The sequence below is a fragment of the Metasolibacillus fluoroglycofenilyticus genome, from assembly GCF_003049645.1.
Classification (GTDB): Bacteria; Bacillota; Bacilli; order Bacillales_A; family Planococcaceae; genus Metasolibacillus; species Metasolibacillus fluoroglycofenilyticus.
In genome coordinates this window covers 2,028,946-2,050,096 of the sequence record NZ_PYWK01000001.1, presented here as the reverse complement: position 1 = coordinate 2,050,096, position 21,151 = coordinate 2,028,946, and the positions used below count along the sequence as shown (strand labels likewise).

General features: G+C 38.9%; 19 protein-coding genes. 14 read left to right on the top strand and 5 right to left on the bottom strand.

What is annotated here, in order from left to right; genetic code table 11:
- Position 1: 1 nt before the first annotated feature.
- A complete protein-coding gene (gene rnhC, locus C9J36_RS09570) occupies positions 2-934 on the bottom strand; it encodes a ribonuclease HIII (protein ID WP_107942935.1) in 933 nt (310 codons plus the stop codon).
- A 153-nt stretch (positions 935-1,087) separates the two neighbouring features.
- Positions 1,088-3,910: a tetratricopeptide repeat protein gene (locus C9J36_RS09565; protein WP_107942934.1), complete on the bottom strand. Its 2,823-nt coding sequence runs from the start codon at positions 3,908-3,910 to the stop codon at positions 1,088-1,090.
- Between the two features lie 419 nt (positions 3,911-4,329).
- Here C9J36_RS09565 and zapA point away from each other — a divergent pair, with 419 nt between their 5' ends.
- From zapA to C9J36_RS09515, 10 genes are all read left to right on the top strand, one after another.
- Entirely contained in the window at positions 4,330-4,590 is a 261-nt protein-coding gene (zapA, locus tag C9J36_RS09560) for a cell division protein ZapA (protein WP_066164329.1), read from the top strand.
- 5 nt (positions 4,591-4,595) lie between these two features.
- Entirely contained in the window at positions 4,596-5,135 is a 540-nt protein-coding gene (locus C9J36_RS09555; protein WP_066162246.1) for a CvpA family protein, read from the top strand.
- A 107-nt stretch (positions 5,136-5,242) separates the two neighbouring features.
- Positions 5,243-6,952 carry a DNA polymerase/3'-5' exonuclease PolX gene (gene polX / locus C9J36_RS09550; protein ID WP_107942933.1) on the top strand — a complete coding sequence of 570 codons (1,710 nt, stop codon included), beginning with the start codon at positions 5,243-5,245 and terminating at the stop codon, positions 6,950-6,952.
- A 36-nt stretch (positions 6,953-6,988) separates the two neighbouring features.
- Entirely contained in the window at positions 6,989-9,355 is a 2,367-nt protein-coding gene (locus C9J36_RS09545; RefSeq protein ID WP_107942932.1) for an endonuclease MutS2, read from the top strand.
- A 13-nt stretch (positions 9,356-9,368) separates the two neighbouring features.
- The gene (locus tag C9J36_RS09540) at positions 9,369-9,782 is read left to right on the top strand and encodes a DUF350 domain-containing protein (protein WP_107942931.1); all 414 of its coding nucleotides are present in this window, start codon (positions 9,369-9,371) and stop codon (positions 9,780-9,782) included.
- Between the two features lie 640 nt (positions 9,783-10,422).
- Positions 10,423-12,111 carry a long-chain-fatty-acid--CoA ligase gene (locus tag C9J36_RS09535; RefSeq protein ID WP_066162258.1) on the top strand — a complete coding sequence of 563 codons (1,689 nt, stop codon included), beginning with the start codon at positions 10,423-10,425 and terminating at the stop codon, positions 12,109-12,111.
- A 142-nt stretch (positions 12,112-12,253) separates the two neighbouring features.
- Entirely contained in the window at positions 12,254-12,835 is a 582-nt protein-coding gene (fadR, locus tag C9J36_RS09530; protein ID WP_066162260.1) for a fatty acid metabolism transcriptional regulator FadR, read from the top strand.
- A 16-nt stretch (positions 12,836-12,851) separates the two neighbouring features.
- Entirely contained in the window at positions 12,852-13,625 is a 774-nt protein-coding gene (locus tag C9J36_RS09525; protein ID WP_107942930.1) for an enoyl-CoA hydratase, read from the top strand.
- Positions 13,626-13,651: 26 nt separating this feature from the next.
- Positions 13,652-14,425, top strand: a complete 774-nt coding sequence (locus tag C9J36_RS09520; RefSeq protein WP_066162265.1) for an electron transfer flavoprotein subunit beta/FixA family protein — start codon at positions 13,652-13,654, stop codon at positions 14,423-14,425.
- A 35-nt stretch (positions 14,426-14,460) separates the two neighbouring features.
- Positions 14,461-15,438, top strand: coding sequence for an electron transfer flavoprotein subunit alpha/FixB family protein (locus C9J36_RS09515; protein WP_066162268.1), 978 nt, complete (start codon positions 14,461-14,463; stop codon positions 15,436-15,438).
- 44 nt (positions 15,439-15,482) lie between these two features.
- Here C9J36_RS09515 and C9J36_RS09510 read toward each other — a convergent pair whose 3' ends face one another.
- Both C9J36_RS09510 and C9J36_RS09505 read right to left on the bottom strand, forming a co-directional pair.
- Entirely contained in the window at positions 15,483-16,121 is a 639-nt protein-coding gene (locus tag C9J36_RS09510) for a hypothetical protein (RefSeq protein ID WP_107942929.1), read from the bottom strand.
- Positions 16,114-16,641, bottom strand: a complete 528-nt coding sequence (locus C9J36_RS09505) for a sigma-70 family RNA polymerase sigma factor (protein WP_235616030.1) — start codon at positions 16,639-16,641, stop codon at positions 16,114-16,116. Before C9J36_RS09505 ends, C9J36_RS09510 begins: the two co-directional genes overlap by 8 nt.
- A 172-nt stretch (positions 16,642-16,813) precedes the next feature.
- On the opposite strand from C9J36_RS09505, the gene C9J36_RS09500 reads away from it, so the two are divergent.
- The 3 genes from C9J36_RS09500 to uvrC all read left to right on the top strand — a co-directional run bounded on the left by C9J36_RS09500 (position 16,814) and on the right by uvrC (position 19,707).
- Positions 16,814-17,308, top strand: coding sequence for a GNAT family N-acetyltransferase (locus tag C9J36_RS09500; RefSeq protein WP_235616029.1), 495 nt, complete (start codon positions 16,814-16,816; stop codon positions 17,306-17,308).
- 98 nt (positions 17,309-17,406) lie between these two features.
- On the top strand, positions 17,407-17,721 hold the full coding sequence (gene trxA, locus C9J36_RS09495) for a thioredoxin (RefSeq protein ID WP_066162279.1): 315 nt from the start codon (positions 17,407-17,409) through the stop codon (positions 17,719-17,721).
- Positions 17,722-17,913: 192 nt separating this feature from the next.
- Positions 17,914-19,707 carry an excinuclease ABC subunit UvrC gene (gene uvrC / locus C9J36_RS09490; RefSeq protein ID WP_107942927.1) on the top strand — a complete coding sequence of 598 codons (1,794 nt, stop codon included), beginning with the start codon at positions 17,914-17,916 and terminating at the stop codon, positions 19,705-19,707.
- A 142-nt stretch (positions 19,708-19,849) separates the two neighbouring features.
- On the opposite strand, the gene C9J36_RS09485 is transcribed toward uvrC, so the two are convergent.
- On the bottom strand, positions 19,850-20,266 hold the full coding sequence (locus C9J36_RS09485; RefSeq protein WP_107942926.1) for a YslB family protein: 417 nt from the start codon (positions 20,264-20,266) through the stop codon (positions 19,850-19,852).
- A 269-nt stretch (positions 20,267-20,535) separates the two neighbouring features.
- On the opposite strand from C9J36_RS09485, the gene C9J36_RS09480 reads away from it, so the two are divergent.
- Positions 20,536-21,150: a succinate dehydrogenase cytochrome b558 subunit gene (locus tag C9J36_RS09480; RefSeq protein ID WP_066162288.1), complete on the top strand. Its 615-nt coding sequence runs from the start codon at positions 20,536-20,538 to the stop codon at positions 21,148-21,150.
- The last annotated feature ends 1 nt before the right edge of the window (position 21,151 follow it).

Below are 21,151 nucleotides of genomic sequence, written 5' to 3'. Positions count from 1 at the left end.
TTCATAAATTCTTTCTTTTTTGAAGAAGCCTGCGTGCTTTTTCTGTATTAGCAAAATGCCATTTAGATATGGAGTGCAGTGTTTCTTCACCTTTACTTAGCCAAATTTTCGCAGCCATTTCATCGACTTTACTGCTGGCCCCTTTTTGTAGTGTGAATCCAACAAGCTCACTTAATCGGTCCATCTCCTTTAAAAAAGCATAACGAGCTAAAATGGAGGCAGTAGCAACCGCGACATGCAAATTTTCTGCCTTTGTAGAAAATAGTACATTATCGCGAATGATTTCTTGCTCACGCTGAATATGACGATAATAGGTAGCTCTTTCAGCAAACTGGTCGATTAAAATATATTGTGGTTGCTCTGGAGCGATTTTTTTTAAAACATGCCTAATTGCTTGATTGTGCAATAATGCCTTCATTTTTCCTTGGGAATAGCCTTTCGCTTGTAATGTATTATATTTATCATTACGTAGTGTTAAAATACTGTGCGCACAAACCTTCATTAAATCTGGTGCAATTTTCCGCATGAAATCATCTGTTAACAATTTAGAATCCTTCACACCAAGCTCCTGCACAAGAGGAATTTTATCCACTGGGACATAAACAGCCGCTACTGTAATAGGTCCAAAATAATCGCCTGTACCTGTTTCATCTGAGCCGATAACGGATAAAGTAGCAAAGTTTTTCGGTAGCGCATCTCCCTTTGAGGCGATGCCTTTTTCACTTACCTCGGCAGTACCCCAGCGAGCAGCCTCGCGCTCTGCACCATCCCCCTGAAACATTACCTTGCCAGATTTATACACCGTAATCGCTGTATCTGCTAGTTTCGCAGCAAAAACAACACCCGGTGCATTACGTATTACTTTATTCGTAGCATAAAAGCTTTGCACTTCTTGTAGCTTGTCATTTGTTAATAGTAAAACAATATTTGTCATTCCTTCGTTCCCTTCTATGCTCGCTATTTTTATAGCGTGTTTACAAAATATTTATCTGCTTCTCAAAGCGTATCTTAATAGTAAATTAAGAGATTTTCCCAAAAGCAAGCGATGCGTTGCTTTTGATATGCTGCCTTTAGGGAATTTTATTTTTTAATGAAGTAGATGATTTGCTGAGTCGATAACGGAGAATTCCTTTAAGCGTTGCTTCACCTCATTGACAATTTGTTCGTTGAAGCCGCTCAGTTCATCTATTTTTTCAAGCTTTTCCTCTACAGTTAAGCGTGGATTTGTTAATAAAATCCATTGTAATAAATCATCAATTGCATGCTCTGTCTCAAAATAACGGTGGTAATAAATATATGCTCGTTCTAAATAGCTCTCGGCGTGTTGAGCGTTTAACTTTATGCTTTTGGTAAATGAAGCAAATGCCTCATCATATTGCTCCAACTTTTCATAAACTAAGCCAAGATTATAATGAGCATCCCCATTTTCTGAATCAAGCTCTAGGTAGCTTTTTGCATCCTCTAAAGCCTCCTCATACTGTTTTAGCATGAAATGCAGAAGCCCTCTTAACCAATAGAGTTGGGGGTTTTTCGTGTCAATATCTAAACCGCTTGTACATACAGTGATTGCTGTTTCATATTCTTCAAGCTTCATTAAACAGCTCGCACGCTTCTCGTAGAGCCAAATTTCATGTGGGCTAATTTGTTGTGCTGAAGCAAAAGCAGCACTCGCATGTTCCCATAATTCTGTTTCAAAAAAGATATGCCCAAGGGCAATATGATAATAATCCTCTTCCTTTAATTCTGCATCAAGCTCATTTGCCCTGTTTATATCTTCCAATGCCTCATCATAATTGCCTATACAAAAACTTGCATAGCTACGTTTCATATATACGTTTGCTGATTCCTTTAACTGTATTGCGGCTGTATAGGCTTCAATTGCTGCCTCATATTCATTTGCGTCGACAAAAATGGCCCCTCTTTGGATAAAATTTAAGTCATCATCATTCTCAAGTACAATTAATTCGTTGCTAACTTGGAGTGCTTCCTCCAAATCACTTAAGTGATGGTATGCTTCTGTCAGCCAAAAGAGAGAGGTAGGGGATGCAGAAAACGACTCGTGAAGCTTAAGTAAAATTTCCTTCACCTCGTCATAGCGTTCTTGTTCACGATAAAATCGTGCAAGTCCATAATATGGCTCTTCTGTATTATGTCCAATTTCAAATGCCTTTCTGAGAATTTTTTCTGCTTCCTCAAACTCATTATAGGTAGTATATATTTCAGCTAACCTTATATAGAGCCAAATTCTGTTTGGATTTAGACGAATTGCAGTTGAAAACATAATCGCCGCCTTCCAATTACCTAGTGCAGCGTAGATTTGCCCTAATAAAATATAATATTCGGCGTCCTCGTCTAAATCTTTATTTAAGCTTAATGCTTCCTGTAAATCTGTAAGAGCTTCTTCGTAGCATTCTATTTTATAATAGGCAAATGCACGCTTCATTCTTGCCTCACTTTCGTCATTGAGCGCAATTGCCTGACTGTATGCTTCAACAGCTTCCTCAAAACGCTGTAGCTCATCAAGAATTTTGCCGCGTTGAATAAAGTTTACAGTATCATCATCTTCAATATCCAATAAATTACTATTGATATTAATTGCTTCTTCGTATCGTTGTAAACGATAGTAATAATCAGCTAACCAATAGATTGCGATTGGATATGCAGGGAATTTTTCGTTTAGAGTAACTAAAATGCGTAAAGCTTCCTCTTCATTGTTTTGGGCCTGATAAAGTCGTGCCCATTCAAAGTATGGTTCTGATGATTCAGCATTGATTAAAATCGCTTTTTTTAACATGTCTTCAGCATACGACCATAAACCGACATAACGATAAAGGCGCGCTAATGGTAAATGAAAGTCGAAGTGGTTGCGAATAGAGTCGCGCAGCTTCGTATACGCAGAATGATTATAGTTTGCACGTTCAAGAAAGGCGGAAAGGCCTTTATCTTGCTCTGCTTCAAATTGCAGTAATAGCTCTCTGCCTTTTTCTAAGCTAATAATTGCCTTTTCGAATTCACCTAGCTCTTCAAATGAAAGACCAAGCTCTAAATAATAATGGGGCAGGGCACGATTCCAGTCCTCGACTAAGTATTGCAAAATATTTGCAGCCTCTTTATAATCCCGCATATCCACATAAGCGCGGGCAAGTTCATAATAAGTGGAGAATTGCGAATGGTCATCCTCGCGCTTAATCGTTTCATTGAAATCAGTTATCGCATCCTCATAATTTTGTAGCGCACTTTTCGCTAATCCACGATTATACCAATATAAGCTAGTTTCAGGGCTTAAACGAATCGCTTCATCTAAATCAAAAAGCGCATCCTCGTTCTTGTCGATTTCAAACAGTATATTTGCACGCTTCGAATGGGCGTATGCTGATTTAGCTTTTTCAATAACGAGTGTAAGTAGCTCAATCGCCTCAGATGTGAATTCAAACTCCTCATAAAGAAAATGAATTGCATCGATTAGCTCCTCCTCGATATTGATGTCATTTGCATCAATTGTAAGAGCAGTTGCAAGGGTATTTCTTGCCTCCTTGTGGTTATTTAGCTTTATAAGAAGCAGTGCTCGATAGACATAAAGAAAAATAAGCTGTTTATGCTCACCATCTAGAAATTGTGCAATCGCTTTTTCGGTAATTGTAGCTGCTACTTCAAGCTCCTCGGCCATTGTATGGAAATAAGCTTTATATATGTATGCCATTGAAACGCTGCTTTGTTCAATAAGGCCGTTTATAATTTTGTAAGCTTCTTTTTGCTCCTGAAGCTTGTATAATAGTTTTGCCACGAGGATTTTGTCATCATCGTTTAATTTATTGATTCCGATTTTGCGAAAATGCTTTACTGCTTCAATAAGCTCGCCGTTTTCGTAATAGAGATGAGCGAGTTCAAGCTGTTCTGCTTTTTTAGTCATTGTTATTAAACTCTCCTTAATGAAATATATAATGGTAGATTTATTAGTTATAATATCATCATTCAACAAAATTTTATATTTTTTCCAGTCGCCATAAATTGTCACTATCCACGCAGCTAAAACATATTCTCCCGCGGTTACTCGTAGCAGGGAATATAGCTGAGCTAAGTTAAATATATCATTTGGCGTGATTCCAAAGCACAACAAAACCTCTAAAATATTGACACAACTGCATTTCTGTCAGTCTATTGTTGTATTATACAATGTAAAAATGGTATGATATGTAGTATGAAAATTGCAGAAAATCGAACAGGAATTGCATTATGCCATCTAAATTAATGCTTCAAACGATACTGTATGAAGCGAGATTCATTATTGGCTACCTGCTGGCGTTGCCTATGCTTTTGGGAGGAATTACTTTGGCTGAACAAGAAAAAAATCGAATTTCAGTTGAAATTTATGGTCGTACATATAAAATGGTTGGTACGGAATCGACGGGGCATATGCGATTAGTTGCTTCCATTGTAGACGATAAAATGCGTCAAATAAGTGCACATAATCCAACATTAGATAGCACCAGACTAGCAGTACTTACAGCGGTTAATTCTGTACATGAATTATTACAACTGAAAGCGCAAGTCGAGGCGCTTGAAGAAGAAGTGAAAAGGTTAAAGGGTTGAAGTAAATGCTAGATATTATTTTATTAATCGTATTATTACTAAGTTGTATTATTGGTGCGAAGCGTGGCTTTATCGTTCAAATCATTCATTTAGGAAGCTTTTTAATTGCGCTTATTGTAGCCTATATTTATTATAAACCACTAGCGCAAAAATTTGTGCTATGGGTTCCATATCCGGGCTTCACAGAAGATGCGACGATGACATTAGTGCTAGATACATTAGATGTGGATCGTACGTTTTATCGCGTTATTGCTTTTGCACTTATTTTCTTTATCGTGAAATTAATTTTACAAATTATCGGTTCAATGTTTGATTTTTTAACGTATTTGCCAATACTCGGTCCAATCAATCGTTTATTAGGTGCAATATTAGGCTTCATCGAATTTTATTTCATTATTTTTATTGCGCTTTATGTTTTTGCATTATTGCCATTGGAAGTAATCCAAAATGTGCTGAATAAATCGATTTTAACTGGATTAATTCTTGAGCATACACCAGTAGTAACGCAAATGTTCCAAAACTGGTGGTATATTTACACACAATGATATGTTGATATTCGTTCAATTGATAATGACAAAAGGTGAAATAACACTTGCTAAGGGTGGAGCCTCTCTCGACAAATGAGGGAGGCTTTTCTTAAGGAGAGAGAAGCATGAACAAAAAAATAATTATTCGTACGCTTGAAAAAATAGCATTATATTTAGAGCTGCAGGGAGAAAATCCGTTTAAAGTATCGGCATTTCGCAAAGCAGCAGCTGCGCTAGAAACGGATGAGCGCAGCTTGAGTGAAATAGAGGATATTACAGCCATTAAAGGGATTGGCAAAGGAACAGCGGCTGTTATCGAGGATTTACTGGAAAATGGCCGGTCTACTGTTTTGCAGGAGCTAGAGCAGGCAGTACCAAAAGGGTTAATTCCTCTAATGAAAGTGCCGGGCTTAGGGGGGAAGAAGCTAGCGAAGCTATATCAAGAGTTAGGCATTACTGATGCCCAGTCATTGCTACAGGCATGTGAAGCAGGACAGGTGCAAGCATTAGCGGGCTTTGGAGCGAAAACGGAGGAAAAAATAAAAAAAGAACTTGAGAATTTTGGCTCTCGCGCAGAAAGATTGCCAATTTGGCAGCTTGAACCTGTCGTACTTGAAATAAATGAATTGCTAGAAAACATTGCCGAGGTGGAACGATTTTCAGTTGCTGGTAGCTATAGACGTACGAATGAAACAAGTAAGGATGTTGACTTCATTGTTGCAACATCATCACCTGTAGCGGTGCGAGAGGCTATTTTAGCTCAGCTCGTTATTTTAGAAGTTGTTGCGGCAGGAGAAACGAAGGTTTCTGTTATATTGGACCGTGACGAGCCTGTTAGTGTCGACTTTAGGCTTGTGAATATGAAGGAATATGCAACAGCCTTGCATCATTTTACAGGCTCGAAGGACCATAATGTACGCATGCGTCAACTTGCAAAATCGCAAGGGAAAAAGATTAGTGAGTATGGGGTGGAGCAGTCCGATGGCACAATCGAAACATTTAGCTCAGAGCAGGAATTTTTTGCACACTTTAATTTACCTTTTATTCCACCTGCTGTACGTGAAAATGGCAAGGAATTGGAGCGCTTAGAGGAGCTAGAGCAATTAGTACAATTACCGCATATTGTAGCGGATTTACACTTGCATACGACATGGTCTGACGGTGCACATTCCGTTGCAGAAATGGGACAGGCTTTAGTCGAAAAAGGCTATCAATATGCGGTTGTTACAGATCATTCACAATATTTAAAGGTGGCGAATGGTCTTACACCAGAGCGTTTAACAAAACAAAAGACCGAAATTGAGCAATTTAATGCTGAGCACTCAAATTTCCGTTTATTTAAAGGGACTGAGATGGATATATTGCCAGATGCGACATTGGATTTCTCGGATGATGTGTTGCGTGAGTTGGATTTTGTCATTGCTTCCATTCATTCAAGCTTTACACAGTCGCAAAGTAAAATTATGGAGAGACTTTATACTGCAATTACAAATCCATATGTCCATATGATTGCACATCCAACAGGTCGTATCGTAGGACAGCGTGGCGGTTATAATCCTAATATTCCTCAGCTAATAGATTGGGCTGCAGAGCACGGTAAAATACTTGAATTAAATGCTAACCCATACCGTTTAGATTTATGTATTGAGCATTTACAGCTAGCGACGGAGAAAAATGTACCGATTGCTATTAATACAGATGCCCATGCAATCGAGCATTTACGCTTTATGGAAATCGGCGTTCAATATGCACAAAAGGCATGGCTCAAAAAGGAATTAATCGTTAATACATGGTCAATCGAACAATTTGAAGCATTTATTCACCGTCATAAATAAGGTAAAAATTTAATTGAGAAACAGGGGGTGTTTTTCATGATTGAACAACGAGCATTGAAAACACTAGAATTTGATAAAATACGACAGCAGGTAGCGCAGTATTGTACATCCTCAATTGGGAAGTCTGCGATTCAGGAGCTAGTACCTGAAACGGATTTTGAAGCAGTGGTCGCACTGTTGGAGGAAATGGATGAGGGACTATCGATTTTACGCGTAAAAGGCAATGTGCCGATGGGGGGCATTTTTGATGTTCGTCCACATGCTAAGCGTGCACAAATTGGCGGTATGCTCTCACCGATGGAGTTAATGGAAATTGCTAGTACGATTCGAGCAAGTCGCATTTTGCGTAACTTTATAGAAGACATTGAAGCAGACGAAGAGATAGCGATTGCGCATTTCGTGGAGCGCAAGGAACAAATGCCAGTGTTAACGGCTTTGCAGCATGAAATTAATGATTGTATTGATGAAAATGGTGCGGTGCTTGATTCTGCGAGTGTAACATTGCGTACGATTCGTCAGTCTTTGCGTGCAGAGGAAGCGAAGGTGCGCCAAAAACTAGAAAGCTTAACGCGTGGTGCAAATGCAGCAAAGATGCTATCTGATTCTATTATTACCATTCGAAATGATCGTTTTGTTATTCCTGTGAAGCAGGAGTATCGCTCACATTACGGTGGAATCGTCCATGACCAATCCTCGTCTGGACAAACATTATTTATTGAGCCAGATGCTGTTGTCCAAGCAAATAACGAGGTACAGCGTTTAAAAGTGAAGGAACAGGCAGAGGTTGAGCGAATTTTACTTGTTTTAACTGCTAAAGTTGAAGAGGTGGGGCATGATTTATTTGTCCTTGTACAGCTGCTTGGAGAGATGGATGTTATTTTGGCAAAGGGGAAATATGGTCAAGCGAATAAGTGTACAATGCCAAAAGTGAATGCGGATGGCTATATTCGCTTAGTGCGTGCAAGACACCCACTATTGCCGATTGATGAGGCCGTAGCAAATACGATTGAATTTGGTCGTGATGTAACGGCGATTGTCATTACGGGTCCAAATACAGGCGGTAAAACCGTCACATTAAAAACGGTTGGTTTATGTACGTTAATGGCGCAATCAGGTTTACCTGTACCAGCGCTTGATGGCTCAGAGCTCGCAATTTTTGAGCAGATTTTCGCTGATATTGGAGATGAACAGTCGATTGAGCAATCACTCTCGACATTTTCCTCACATATGGTGAATATTGTTGATATATTAAGTAAATTTGATGATAAATCACTAGTGCTTTTTGATGAGCTTGGTGCTGGTACTGACCCACAAGAGGGGGCAGCACTTGCGATTGCCATTTTAGACGAAGTCGTAGATTATGGCGCACGCGTAATGGCAACAACTCATTATCCAGAATTAAAGGCATATGGCTATAACCGTCCAAGTGTAGTAAATGCGAGTGTAGAATTTGATGTTGAAACATTAAGTCCTACGTATCGATTATTAATTGGCGTACCGGGCCGTTCAAATGCTTTTGAAATTTCTACAAGACTTGGCTTGAAAAAGGCAATAATCGACCGTGCTAAATCGTTTACAGGAACAGACCGCCATGAGGTGGAATCGATGATTGCTTCTTTAGAAGAAAGCCGTGTTCGCTCAGAGCGTGAAGCCGAGGAAGCACATGGTTTATTGGAAGAGGCAAGTTATTTACATGAGCAGCTAACGGAGCGCATTCGCACATATGATGAGAAAAGAGAAAGTCTAGAAAAGAAAGCGAAAGAAAAGGCTCGTAAAATTGTTGATGAGGCAAAGCGTGAAGCAGAGGTCATCATTGAAGAGCTTCGCGAAATGAAAAGAAATGCAGCTAGTGCTGTCAAAGAGCATGAGTTAATTGACGCGAAAAAACGCTTAGAGGACACAGCTCCGCAGGATAATAAAGTACTACAAAAAGTAGCAGCCGAGCGCAAGCGGGCTCAAAATTTAGCTGTTGGTGACGAAGTAAAGGTTATAAGCTATGGTCAAAAGGCTGTTTTATTGGAAAAAGCGTCGAATGATGAGTGGGTTGTTCAAATTGGTATTTTAAAAATGAAGCTACCTGAATCAGATTTAGAATATGTTAAACCCGAAAAAGAATCACAAACGCGCCAAATGGCTAATGTTAAAAACCGCGGTAGCCTCGTAAAGCTAGAATTAGATTTGCGTGGTGAGCGCTATGAGGACGCGCTTATTCGTACAGAAAAATATTTAGATGACGCATTGCTTGCTAATTATCCGCGTGTTTCCATTATTCATGGAAAAGGGACAGGGGCATTGCGCCAAGGCATTCAAAGCTATTTAAAGGGGCATAAGCGTGTGAAATCATTCCGCTACGGCGAAGCAGGAGAAGGCGGATTCGGTGTGACAGTTGTAGAATTGAAATAGAGGGGGACAGCTTATGTTAGCATCAGCATTTTGGCAACATCCTTTAGTAGAAACAGCGGGTTATTTTAGCGTTGTTGTACTTTGTCTAGTCGTATCAATGGTGTTATTTGAAGTTGTAACGAAGTATAAGAACTGGGAAGAAATAAAAAAGGGCAATGTGGCAGTAGCGCTTGCAACTGGTGGGAAAATTCTGGGTATTTGTAATATTTTCCGCTACTCTATTGAGCGTCATACAACGTTAATGGAGATGCTCGGTTGGGGCTTATATGGCTTTATATTACTTATTTTCGCCTATTTTTTATTTGAATTTTTAACACCACTCATTAAAGTGGATGAGGAAATTGCTAAGGACAATCGTTCTGTCGGCTTTATTTCCTGTACAATTTCGGTTGGCCTATCATTTGTTATCGGGGCAAGTATTGCGTAGGAGTGTTGTGAAATGGAGAAATTAGCAAAGGTGCTAATGGTTGTCTGTGTCGCATTTATTGCGGTAGGCATTTATTATATGTTGACGAGATAGGGAAAGGGCGTCCAAAAGCCGTGCATTTGCTGGCGTTTTGGACGCTTGCGATGCTGTTTTTCAAAAGTGTTCATTTAGCTGGATGGCAAGGGAACTTTTGAATAATAAAAGAAACACGAGGTTCAGCGAATTAAGAAGGCCTTTTTCAAAAAGGACAAAAAGTCAATTTGCCACAAAGAATGTGTGGTGTGAGTTGGCTTTTTTACTTCTTGTTATAAAACGATATTCATTTTTCTAATGTAAGGTTATTTAATTATTATTGAAAGGCTGTCTATTCGCAGATTGAAATGGAGGTGGCACTACTCCAGTGGGAAAAGCGGAGGCTTCAACCGTAACGGAAATCAACGTTTAATTAAGCATTCGCTATAATTTTTCCCTTAAAGATATTAAAACCCCTCTAGCTACATAAGATATAGGAAGAAATAAATTGCATATTCGAGCGAAATTTGAAAAGAATAACAAAAAACCATTTGTAAACGCATTCATTTTTCACTATAATGATTGTTAATAGAATATGAATAATATACTAGGTGAAGGGGAGAGTGTCATGACAGAGAAGGTGTGGTTAAAGAAGTATCCCGAGGAAATTCCGCATGAAATCGAATTACCAGCAATGCCAGTACAGCAATTTTTAACGGAAGCTTACAATGAGTATCCTGATAAAATAGCGGTGCATTTCATGGGAAAGGAATTAACATATAAGGAGCTTTATGAATCAGCTTTGAAGTTTGCCAACTATTTACGTTCTCTAGGGGTGGAGAAAGATGACCGTGTTGCGGTAATGTTGCCAAACTGCCCACAAGCTGTTATCGCTTATTATGGTACGATGTATGCAGGTGGTATTGTTGTTCAAACAAATCCGCTTTATACCGAACGTGAGCTTCAATATCAAATGGCTGATTCCGGTGCTAAAGTACTTTTAGTAATGGATATTTTATATCCGCGAGCGATGAAGATTATAAAAGAAACCGCTTTAGAAAATGTCATTGTAACCGGTATTAAAGATTATTTACCATTCCCGAAAAATTTAGTTTATCCTTTTATTCAAAAAAAGCAGTATGGCTTTAGTGTAAAGGTAGAGCACAGTGGTACGAACCATCTCTTTACACATATCATGCAATCCAGCTCACCACAGCCTATTGCTCTCGACTTTGATTTTGAACAAGATATTGCTTTATTGCAATATACAGGGGGAACAACGGGGTCACCAAAAGGTGTTATGCTAACACATAAAAACTTAATTGCTAATACGAAAATGTGTGATGCATGGATGTATCAAAGCGATGAAGGAAACGAAGTCATTTTAGGTATATTGCCATTTTTCCATGTATACGGTATGACGACTGTATTAATTTTAGCGGTTATGATGAAGAGCAAAATGGTGCTATTACCGAAATTTGATGCTGAGCAAGCGCTAAAAACGATTGATAAGCAAAAGCCAACACTGTTCCCAGGTGCACCTACGATGTATATTGGCTTATTGAACCAGCCGAATATCGAAAATTATGATCTTTCTTCAATTAAAGCATGTTTAAGTGGCTCCGCTCCACTGCCTGTTGATGTGCAAGAGAAATTTGAAAAAATTACTGGTGGAAAGCTTGTTGAAGGCTATGGCTTAACAGAAACATCTCCAGTAACGCATGCCAACTTCATATGGCATGAGCGAGTTGTTGGCTCAATTGGAGTACCATGGCCCAACACAGATGCAATTATTTTGCGCGGAGGCGATTATGAGCCATTACCACCAGGGGAGATTGGCGAAATTGCGGTAAAGGGTCCGCAAGTGATGAAGGGCTACTGGAATCGCCCTGAGGAAACAGCAATGTCATTTTATGATGGTTGGTTTTTAACAGGTGATTTAGGCTATATGGATGAAAACGGTTATTTCTATGTGGTTGACCGTAAAAAAGATATGATTATCGCAGGTGGCTTTAATATTTATCCACGTGAAATAGAGGAAGTATTATATGAACATGAAGCAATACAAGAATGTGTAGTGGCAGGTATTCCTGACCCATATCGTGGTGAAACAGTAAAGGCATATGTTGTATTAAAAGAGGGCTATTCAGTAAGCGAGGAGCAATTGGACGAATACTGCCGTAAAAGTTTAGCTGCCTTTAAAGTACCCCGTCATTATGAATTCCGAAAAGAGCTGCCAAAAACAGCAGTCGGAAAAATTTTACGCCGCTCATTAATTGACGAAGAAAAGCAAAAGCTAGCTGTGAAAGAAGCATAAGAAAATGTTGGATTAGCTACTTGACACATAGTACAATAAATAATAATATAAAAACATGAATGAATAGTCATTCATGTTTTTGTTTTGGATAATCAGCAGATGAATTCAAAGCATAATTGATTTTTTACTGGTGGTGATAAACATGAAGCGCAATAAGCCAAAATATAAACAAATTATTGATGCTGCTGTTATTGCAATTGCTGAAAATGGCTACCATCAGGCACAAGTTTCTAAAATTGCCAAACAAGCTGGCGTGGCGGACGGAACAATTTATCTTTATTTTAAAAATAAAGAGGACATTTTAATTTCTGTCTTTCAAGAAAAGATGGTCGTATTCGTTGAAAATTTGCAAGAAATTTTAAAAAGTGGTGAAACCTCTTCGGAGAAATTATGCCGAATGATTGAAAGCCATTTTTCAGTATTGGCAAGTGATCATCATCTAGCTACAGTAACACAATTAGAATTGCGTCAATCCAACAAGGAAATCCGCTTAAAAATCAACGCGATTTTAAAGGAGTATCTAAAGCTCCTCGATGAAATTCTAATCGAGGGCATGGTATCAGGCGAATTTAATTCTGCAATGGATGTGCGAGTAGCACGTCAAATGGTATTCGGTACAATAGATGAAATTACAACAACTTGGGTGATGAACGACTATCGCTATAATTTACTTGAACAAGCGCCAAAAGTGCAGCAATTACTACTGCATGGCTTAAAAGCTTAAAGGGGTGTATGGGAGAATGGAATATCTCAATTGGACAATAGACGAAGGGGTAGCGATTGTAACGATTCAGCGCCCACCCGCTAATGCCTTATCACGAGGAATGATTGCCGAAGTGAATGAATTACTCGATAAGGTAGAGCAAGATGACAATGTACGTGTTATCGTGCTGCACGGTGAAGGTCGCTTTTTCTCTGCGGGTGCAGATATTAAAGAGTTTACAGAAGTATCATCAGGTGCAGAATTTGCTAAATTAGCCGTGCATGGACAAAATGTGTTTGAGCGATTGGAAACATTCCCGAAACCAGTTATTGCGGCAATTCATGGCGCAGCATTAGGCGGTGGGTTAGAGCTTGCGATGGGCTGTCATTTACGCTTTGTGACAGAGGGGGCAAAGCTAGGGCTACCAGAGCTACAGCTTGGCTTAATTCCAGGCTTTGCTGGGACACAGCGCTTGCCGCGTTATGTCGGGTTTGCAAAGGCGGCAGAAATGCTGTTTACATCTGAGCCAATCACTGGAACAGAGGCTGTCCAGTGGGGATTAGCAAATCAAGCATTTACGGATGAAGAATTATTACCAAAAACACTTGAAATTGCGAAGAAAATTGCAAAGAAAAGCCCTGTTGCGCTTAAGGCGGCAATTGCTATGCTGCAATATGCTAAAACGGCATCGTTCTACGAAGGTGCAGCAGCAGAGGCAGAAAGCTTTGGCACAGTTTTCGTATCAGAAGATGCAAAAGAAGGAATACAAGCATTTATTGAAAAACGTCAACCAGTTTTTAAAGGTAAATAATAAATAAGCTTTCGGAGGTCTGTAAAATGAATATTTATGTATTAGTAAAACGCACGTTCGACACAGAGGAAAAAATCGTTGTAGCAGGTGGCGAAATCCAAGAGGATGGCGCTGAGTTTATCATTAATCCGTATGATGAATACGCAATTGAAGAAGCGATTCAAAAACGCGATGCATTAGGCGGGAAAGTAACAGTAATAACAATTGGTGGAGAAGATGCCGAGAAGCAGCTGCGCACAGCATTAGCGATGGGGGCAGATGAAGCGGTATTAATCAATACAGAAGATGATTTAGACGAGTTAGATCAATATACATCAGCTTATATTCTAGCAGAATATTTAAAAGATAAAGAGGCAGATTTAATTTTGGCAGGGAATGTTGCGATTGATGGCGGCTCTGGTCAAGTAGGACCCCGCTTAGCCGACCTTTTAGGCATCAACTATGTAACGACAATTACAAGCTTAGAAATCGATGGCACAAACGTGAAAATCGTGCGTGATATCGAAGGGGACTCAGAAGTATTAGAAACTTCATTACCTTTATTAGTAACAGCTCAACAAGGTCTAAATGAGCCACGCTACCCATCTTTACCAGGTATTATGAAAGCAAAGAAAAAGCCATTAGAAGAGCTTGAGCTTGATGACTTAGATATCGATGAAGATGATGTAGAAGTAAAAGTGGAAACAGTAGAAATCTACTTACCGCCACAAAAAGCGGCAGGACGCATTTTAGAAGGCGAATTACAAGCGCAAGTTAAAGAGCTTGTAAACTTACTACACACAGAAGCGAAAGTTGTCTAATTTTCGGTCATAACAAAGGTAACGGAGGGAATAGCATGTCAAAAAAAGTGTTAGTATTAGGGGAAGTTCGTGAAGGAAGCCTACGTAACGTATCGTTCGAGGCAATTGCGGCAGCAAAGCAAATCGCTGACGGTGGGGAAATCGTTGGTGTATTAATTGGGGATGCAGTAGCGGATGTAGCAAATGAGTTAGTAGCATATGGTGCAGACCGCGTTGTAACAGTTGAACATCCACACTTAAAATCATATACATCAGATGGTTATAGCCAAGCATTTATGGCTGTTGTAGGTGAAGAAAGCCCAGAGGCAATCGTTTTCGGTCATACGGCATTAGGGAAAGATTTATCGCCAAAAATCGCCTCTAAATTGCAATCGGGTCTTGTATCAGATGTAACGGAAATCGAAGGTGCTGGCGATAGCGCATTATTTATCCGCCCAATTTACTCTGGAAAAGCATTTGAAAAAGTAAAAGTAAAAGAGGGCATCGTGTTCGTAACGATTCGTCCAAACAATATCGCACCGCTTGCTAAAGACGCAGGCCGCTCAGGTAATGTATCCTCATTAGCTGTTGAAATTACAAATTTACGTACAATTATTAAAGAAGTTGTACGCAAATCAGCAGAGGGTGTTGATTTATCAGAGGCGAAAGTAGTTGTTGCTGGTGGTCGTGGTGTGAAGTCTGAAGAGGGCTTCGAGCCATTAAAAGAGCTTGCTAATTTATTAGGTGGCGCAGTAGGGGCTTCACGTGGTGCATGTGATGCAGAATACTGTGATTACTCTTTACAAATCGGTCAAACAGGTAAAGTCGTAACACCAGACCTTTACATTGCTGCAGGTATTTCGGGCGCAATCCAACATTTAGCTGGTATGTCAAACTCGAAAGTAATTGTTGCAATCAATAAAGACCCAGAAGCAAATATTTTCAAAGTAGCAGACTACGGTATCGTCGGCGACCTATTCGAAGTTGTACCGATGTTAATTGAAGAATTTAAAGCGTTGAAGGCGAACGCCTAATAAAGAGGCTGTAGGGGAAACACTTCCCTACAGCTATTTGCATTTTATTGATTTGAATTGTTTTGACGTTTTAAAAATTCTTGTACTTCTGCAAAATCTGGACCTGCATACATTAAATATACATATAATCCATAGGGCGTATATTCGGCTTTTATTATATGGGACGTTTCACTTGAATAAATGAAACGAGTATCATTATTCGTAAATTTTGTTCCATTATAATGAGTAAATACTTCATCAAAACGCCTTTCATCTACCCCCATAAGGATGAGAGATTTTAATTTCCCCTGTACAAAATAAAATCTCGCATCGCCTTCATAATCTAATATAAGATCAGCATTATTGCCATCCTCAAAAAATTCAGTAGTATAATTTTCACCTAAAGTTTCCATTAGTTTTGATGGAGAATCGCCTAACGTGATACCATGTAAATAAAATAAGCCTTGCTCCTCATAAAATATGGGTTCAGTGAGGTCGACTTTTGTGGCATGTTTATCAATTATAAACATCTGATTGACGATAAAAAGAATAGAGCTGATTGTTAAAATGGCACTTAGCATAATAAATCTCCATTTATATATGGGCTTTTGTGGACCTCTTTCTATCTCTTGTAAAACATTATGCATCACACGTTGTTTAATGGCTTGTAAGTCTTTTATTTCAGTAGGTGTATAGTTATTCATTTAAAAGCACCTCCCATTGAATATCCTTCAATTTATTCTTTAATAGCTCTTTGCCCCTTCTTAATCGCGTTTTTACCGTACTTTCTGGAATAAACAAAATACTTGCTATATCTTTAATATTCATTTCATTAAAATAAAAATAAATGAGTACCTCTCTTTGTTTTAATGGTAATTCAAGGATTGCCTCTGCTACTATAGCTTCTTCATCTTTTCTTACTAATTCATCTGGCTCCATTTTACTAGTCGAGGGGAAAATTTTATTTTGCAGTTGTACTTTTTTATAAGACCAACTTCTTAAGTAATCCTTGCTTTTATTTGCTGTCATCTTATATAAATAAGCTTGTAATTGTCCACGTTCTTCATATTTATCTGGATGATGATATATTTTAATAAATACTTCCTGTACAATATCTTCGGCTACTTGGCGATCTTTTACGTAGTAATATGCTAATCGTATTAAGGATTCTGTATAGAGATTCATTATTTCTTTTAAATTGTGAATAGTTAACAAGTATCGCACCCCTTTCTTTATATGTTAAACGATTCTTAATACAAGAAAGTTTGGGTATTTTTTATTTTGTGCTATTGAAATTTAAGTGCTTACTATAAAACTGAACTGGAAACATTCGGTTTTTGTAAATTTTCTTAAGTTTTTACTAGTCATATTACTTTGAAAGTAGGTGATTATGTTAATGGATACTATTACACTTAGATCTCTGCAACAGGCTGATTTCCCCTATGTATTAATATGGAGCAAAGACCCAGAGTTTTGTGCGGCAAATGGCTGGGAAATAGAGCGCCAAGAGGCTGATCTCGCTGCATGGTGGGAGCGCTGCTTACATATAAATAGCCCGTCGTTTATTCGCCTTGGAATTGAATATAAAGGAATACTTATTGGCTACGCAGATTTAGCTGAAATACATGACCAGCAAGCGGAAATTGGAGTAGCGATTGGGGATAGGAGTCTTTGGGGGATCGGGCTAGGCACGAAAGTGGTTAAACAGCTTATAGATTATGGCGCTGATAATTTGAATATTACAATATTCAAAGGGGAAACACATGCGACAAATCTTCGCTCACAAAACATGTTGCAGAAACTTGGCTTTAAAGAAATCAGTCGCATAGGTAGTGAGCTGTATTGCAATGAAGAAGTGACATTGGTTCAATATCAATACAGTATTTACTAAGCAAATAAAAGGACAAGACTAATATGAGCAATTCACTGTTATTGGTATTTTAAACATGCTATACTACAGGCAGATGTTAGTGAAGGAGGCTATTTAAAATGGCAATTATACAAGCAACAGATCAAAACTTTGCACAAGAAATCGCTAATGGCGTTGTTCTTGTAGATTTTTGGGCAACATGGTGTGGCCCATGTAAAATGATTGCACCTGTTCTAGAGGAATTGGATGCAGAAATCGGTAACGATGTGAAAATTGTCAAAGTAGATGTTGATAACAACCAAGTGACAGCAGCAGAGTACCAAATTATGTCGATTCCGTCATTACTATTATTTGTAGATGGCGAATTAAAAGCGAAAACAGCTGGTTTCCAACCGAAAGAAGCTTTAATCGACTTTATCGATTCAAACAAATAATGAGAAAAAAGGTGTCCGAAAAGTATTATCTTTTCGGACACCTATAGCTTATATGTTAAATATTTGCTGAAAACTATTGTTCCTGCCGATAGTAACACACTATCCTCATCGCAAAGGGGGCGTCCAAAAAAGAATTTTCGGGCGCCCCCTTCGTGATGATAACGCTATATGACAAAGTATAGGTGATAAATGATGAATGAGATTATTCAAAACAAACTAGCTATTTTACCAGATGAGCCAGGCTGCTACTTAATGAAGGACCGACAGGGAACGGTGATTTATGTAGGTAAGGCAAAAATATTAAAAAACCGTGTTCGCTCTTATTTTTCGGGGACACATGATGGTAAAACACAGCGCCTAGTCAGTGAAATTGAGGATTTTGAATATATCGTTACAGCTTCTGACTTAGAAGCCTTAATGCTAGAGTTAAACTTAATCAAGCAATACGATCCAAAATATAATATTATGCTGACAGATGATAAAACGTATCCGTATATAAAAATTACAAATGAAAAATACCCGCGCATTTTAACGACGCGTAAAATTAGCAAAGATAGGGCAAAATATTTCGGTCCATATCCGAACGCTTATGCGGCGAATGAAACGCGCAAACTTTTAGACCGCATTTATCCGCTAAGAAAATGTGCGCAACTGCCAGCCCAAGTATGCTTATATTACCATTTGGGACAATGTTTAGCACCCTGCGTAAAGGAAATTGAACCGCAAATTTATCGTGAAATGGCAGAGGAAATTGCTAAATTTTTAAATGGTGATTATGTCGAAGTGAAGCAAAGTTTAGAGCGTCAAATGTATGAAGCGGCAGAACAGCTACAATTTGAAAGAGCAAAGGAATTTCGCGACCAAATTACGCATATCGAGGCGATTATGCAAAAGCAAAAAATTATAACGAAAGATTTATCAAATCGAGATGTATTTGGCTATGCAGTGGAAAAAGGCTGGATGTGTGTGCAAGTACTGTTTGTGCGACAAGGAAAATTAATCGAGCGCGATGTTTCTATTTTTCCAATTTATCGTGACCCAGAAGAGGAATTTTTAACATTTGTCGGTCGCTTTTATGAGGAAACGAAGCATTTAAAGCCGAAGGAAATATTTATTCCTTCTACAATTGATGAAAAATTGCTCGAAAGCTTACTTGAAGTCCGCGTGGTAATTCCAAAGCGCGGAGCCAAAAAAGAGCTAGTGGATATGGCGATGAAAAATGCTGAGATTGGAATACATGAAAAATTCCAGCTAATCGAAAGACAGGAAGTACGTACTGTCGGCGCTTGTGAGGCGCTAGGTGAGGCGATGGGTATTGCTTCGCCATTGCGTATTGAAGCGTTTGATAATAGCCATATGCATGGAGCTGATGCTGTTTCTGCAATGGTTGTTTTCATTGATGGCAAGCCTGCCAAGAAAGAATATCGTAAATATAAGCTAAGAGAAACAGCAAGCCATGACGATTATGGTGCGATGCAGGAAGTTATTCGTCGTCGCTATACGCGCGTGTTAAAGGAAAATTTGCCGCTGCCTGATTTAATCGTTATCGATGGTGGTAAAGGGCAGATGGAGGTTGCGCGTGAAGTGATTGAGGATGAGCTTGGCTTGTATATTCCAATCGCAGGGCTCGCGAAGGATGAAAAACACAACACATCACAGCTTTTATTTGGTGATCCACCAGTGCCAATTGTGTTAAAGCGGACAAGTGATAGCTTCTATTTGCTACAGCGCATTCAGGATGAAGTACACCGCTTTGCTATTACATTTTTACGTCAGCAGCATGGCACAAATGCCATTAAATCAGTACTTGATAATATTGAAGGTATTGGACCGAAGCGCAAGCAACAGCTATTAAAGGCATTTGGCTCAGTAAAGAAAATTCGCGAAGCAACTGTTGAGGAGCTGGCAGCACAGCGCATTCCACAGGCGCTAGCGGAAAAAATTTATACGTATTTTCAAGAGGAAGCAAAGAAGAAGAGCGAGTAGTAGGGAGTGCTTTTAACTATTAAGGAATTGAGAAGATGTTGGAATCGCAAATAAAAGCGAGATTTTTATTATTTCATTGTAACTCCTCTATTACAAAGAGAGCGTCCAAAATGCCGGCTATGCACGGCTTTTTGGACGCTCTTTACTTAATTACTTCCTTTAAATCTGATTTTAATTGAAACTGAACAAGTTGCTTTTTGCTATTTTTTTCATCATAGCATTCTGTTAAAAAGCCAATTTGATGTTGTAGCTGCTGCGCTAAAAAACCTGCTTCAAGGCGGAAGCAGCGGCTATCGAATCTTAAAATATCGGCATCGCCTGTCAAAATATATGTACGGCTATCTTTCGTTTCTTTTTCTAGTGTTAATGTTCCCCAGCCGGCCTCCTTGAAAAAAGCGGCTGCTTCTTCCATTGAAAAAAGTGGAAACTTTCGAGCTATTTCTTTGCCTGACCAATAAAGCACATCTTCTTCATGCTTTCCTAATATAGAGGACAGTACATAATCACGTATAATTTCATAGCCGAATGTAGGGATCATCTTTGTATTACCGGTTTCCATTGATAAAAACCTCTTTCTAAATTTTCTTCTATTCATTTGAATTGTGCAAAAAAATGACAATACGCAACAAAAAAATGCATAAACCAGCAAAAAAAATACTTAAAGAGAGAAAGGAATTATTGCAAGCTACCTTGACGCTCTAGTAGGTTGAGAGTACAATGAACATGTCATAATATTGTACCATGATGAAATGCGCAGTCAATGGACAACGTTTACAATTTCGTGACGACCTGACTTGCGTATTTTAAGTACTAAGGGGGGTAACAGTCTTGTCAAAAGATCGTGAGTTTTTATGGCGCCGCTTACATTCTCTATTAGGTATTATTCCAGTAGGTCTGTTTTTGGTGTTCCACTTATCTTTGAACTTCACTGCAGTTGGTGGTGAAGATACTTACAATAGCGCAACTGGAATGATGGAGTTAGTTCCACATGCACTATTGCTAGTAATGGAATGGGTAATCATTTATATTCCATTAATGTTCCATGCTTTCTACGGAGTGTATATTGCATTCACAGCAACGAATAATACGTCACGCTTCAGTACGTTTCGTAACTGGGCATTCCGTCTTCAACGTATGACGGGTATTTTCCTAGTTGTATTCATCGCATGGCATATTTTCCAAACGCGTATTCAAAAAGCGCTTGGTGCTGAAGTAAACTACGATATGATGGCGGAAATCGTTGCATCGCCATGGATGCTTGGTTTCTACATAGTGGGAATTTTATCAGCAACATTCCACTTAGCAAACGGCATCTGGGCATTTTTAGTGAGCTGGGGTATTACTCAATCTCCAAAATCACAACAAATTGCAACTTACGTAACGATGGTTATTTTCGCTATTCTAAGCATCGTTGGTGTAGCAGCTATTTTAGCATTCGTTTAAT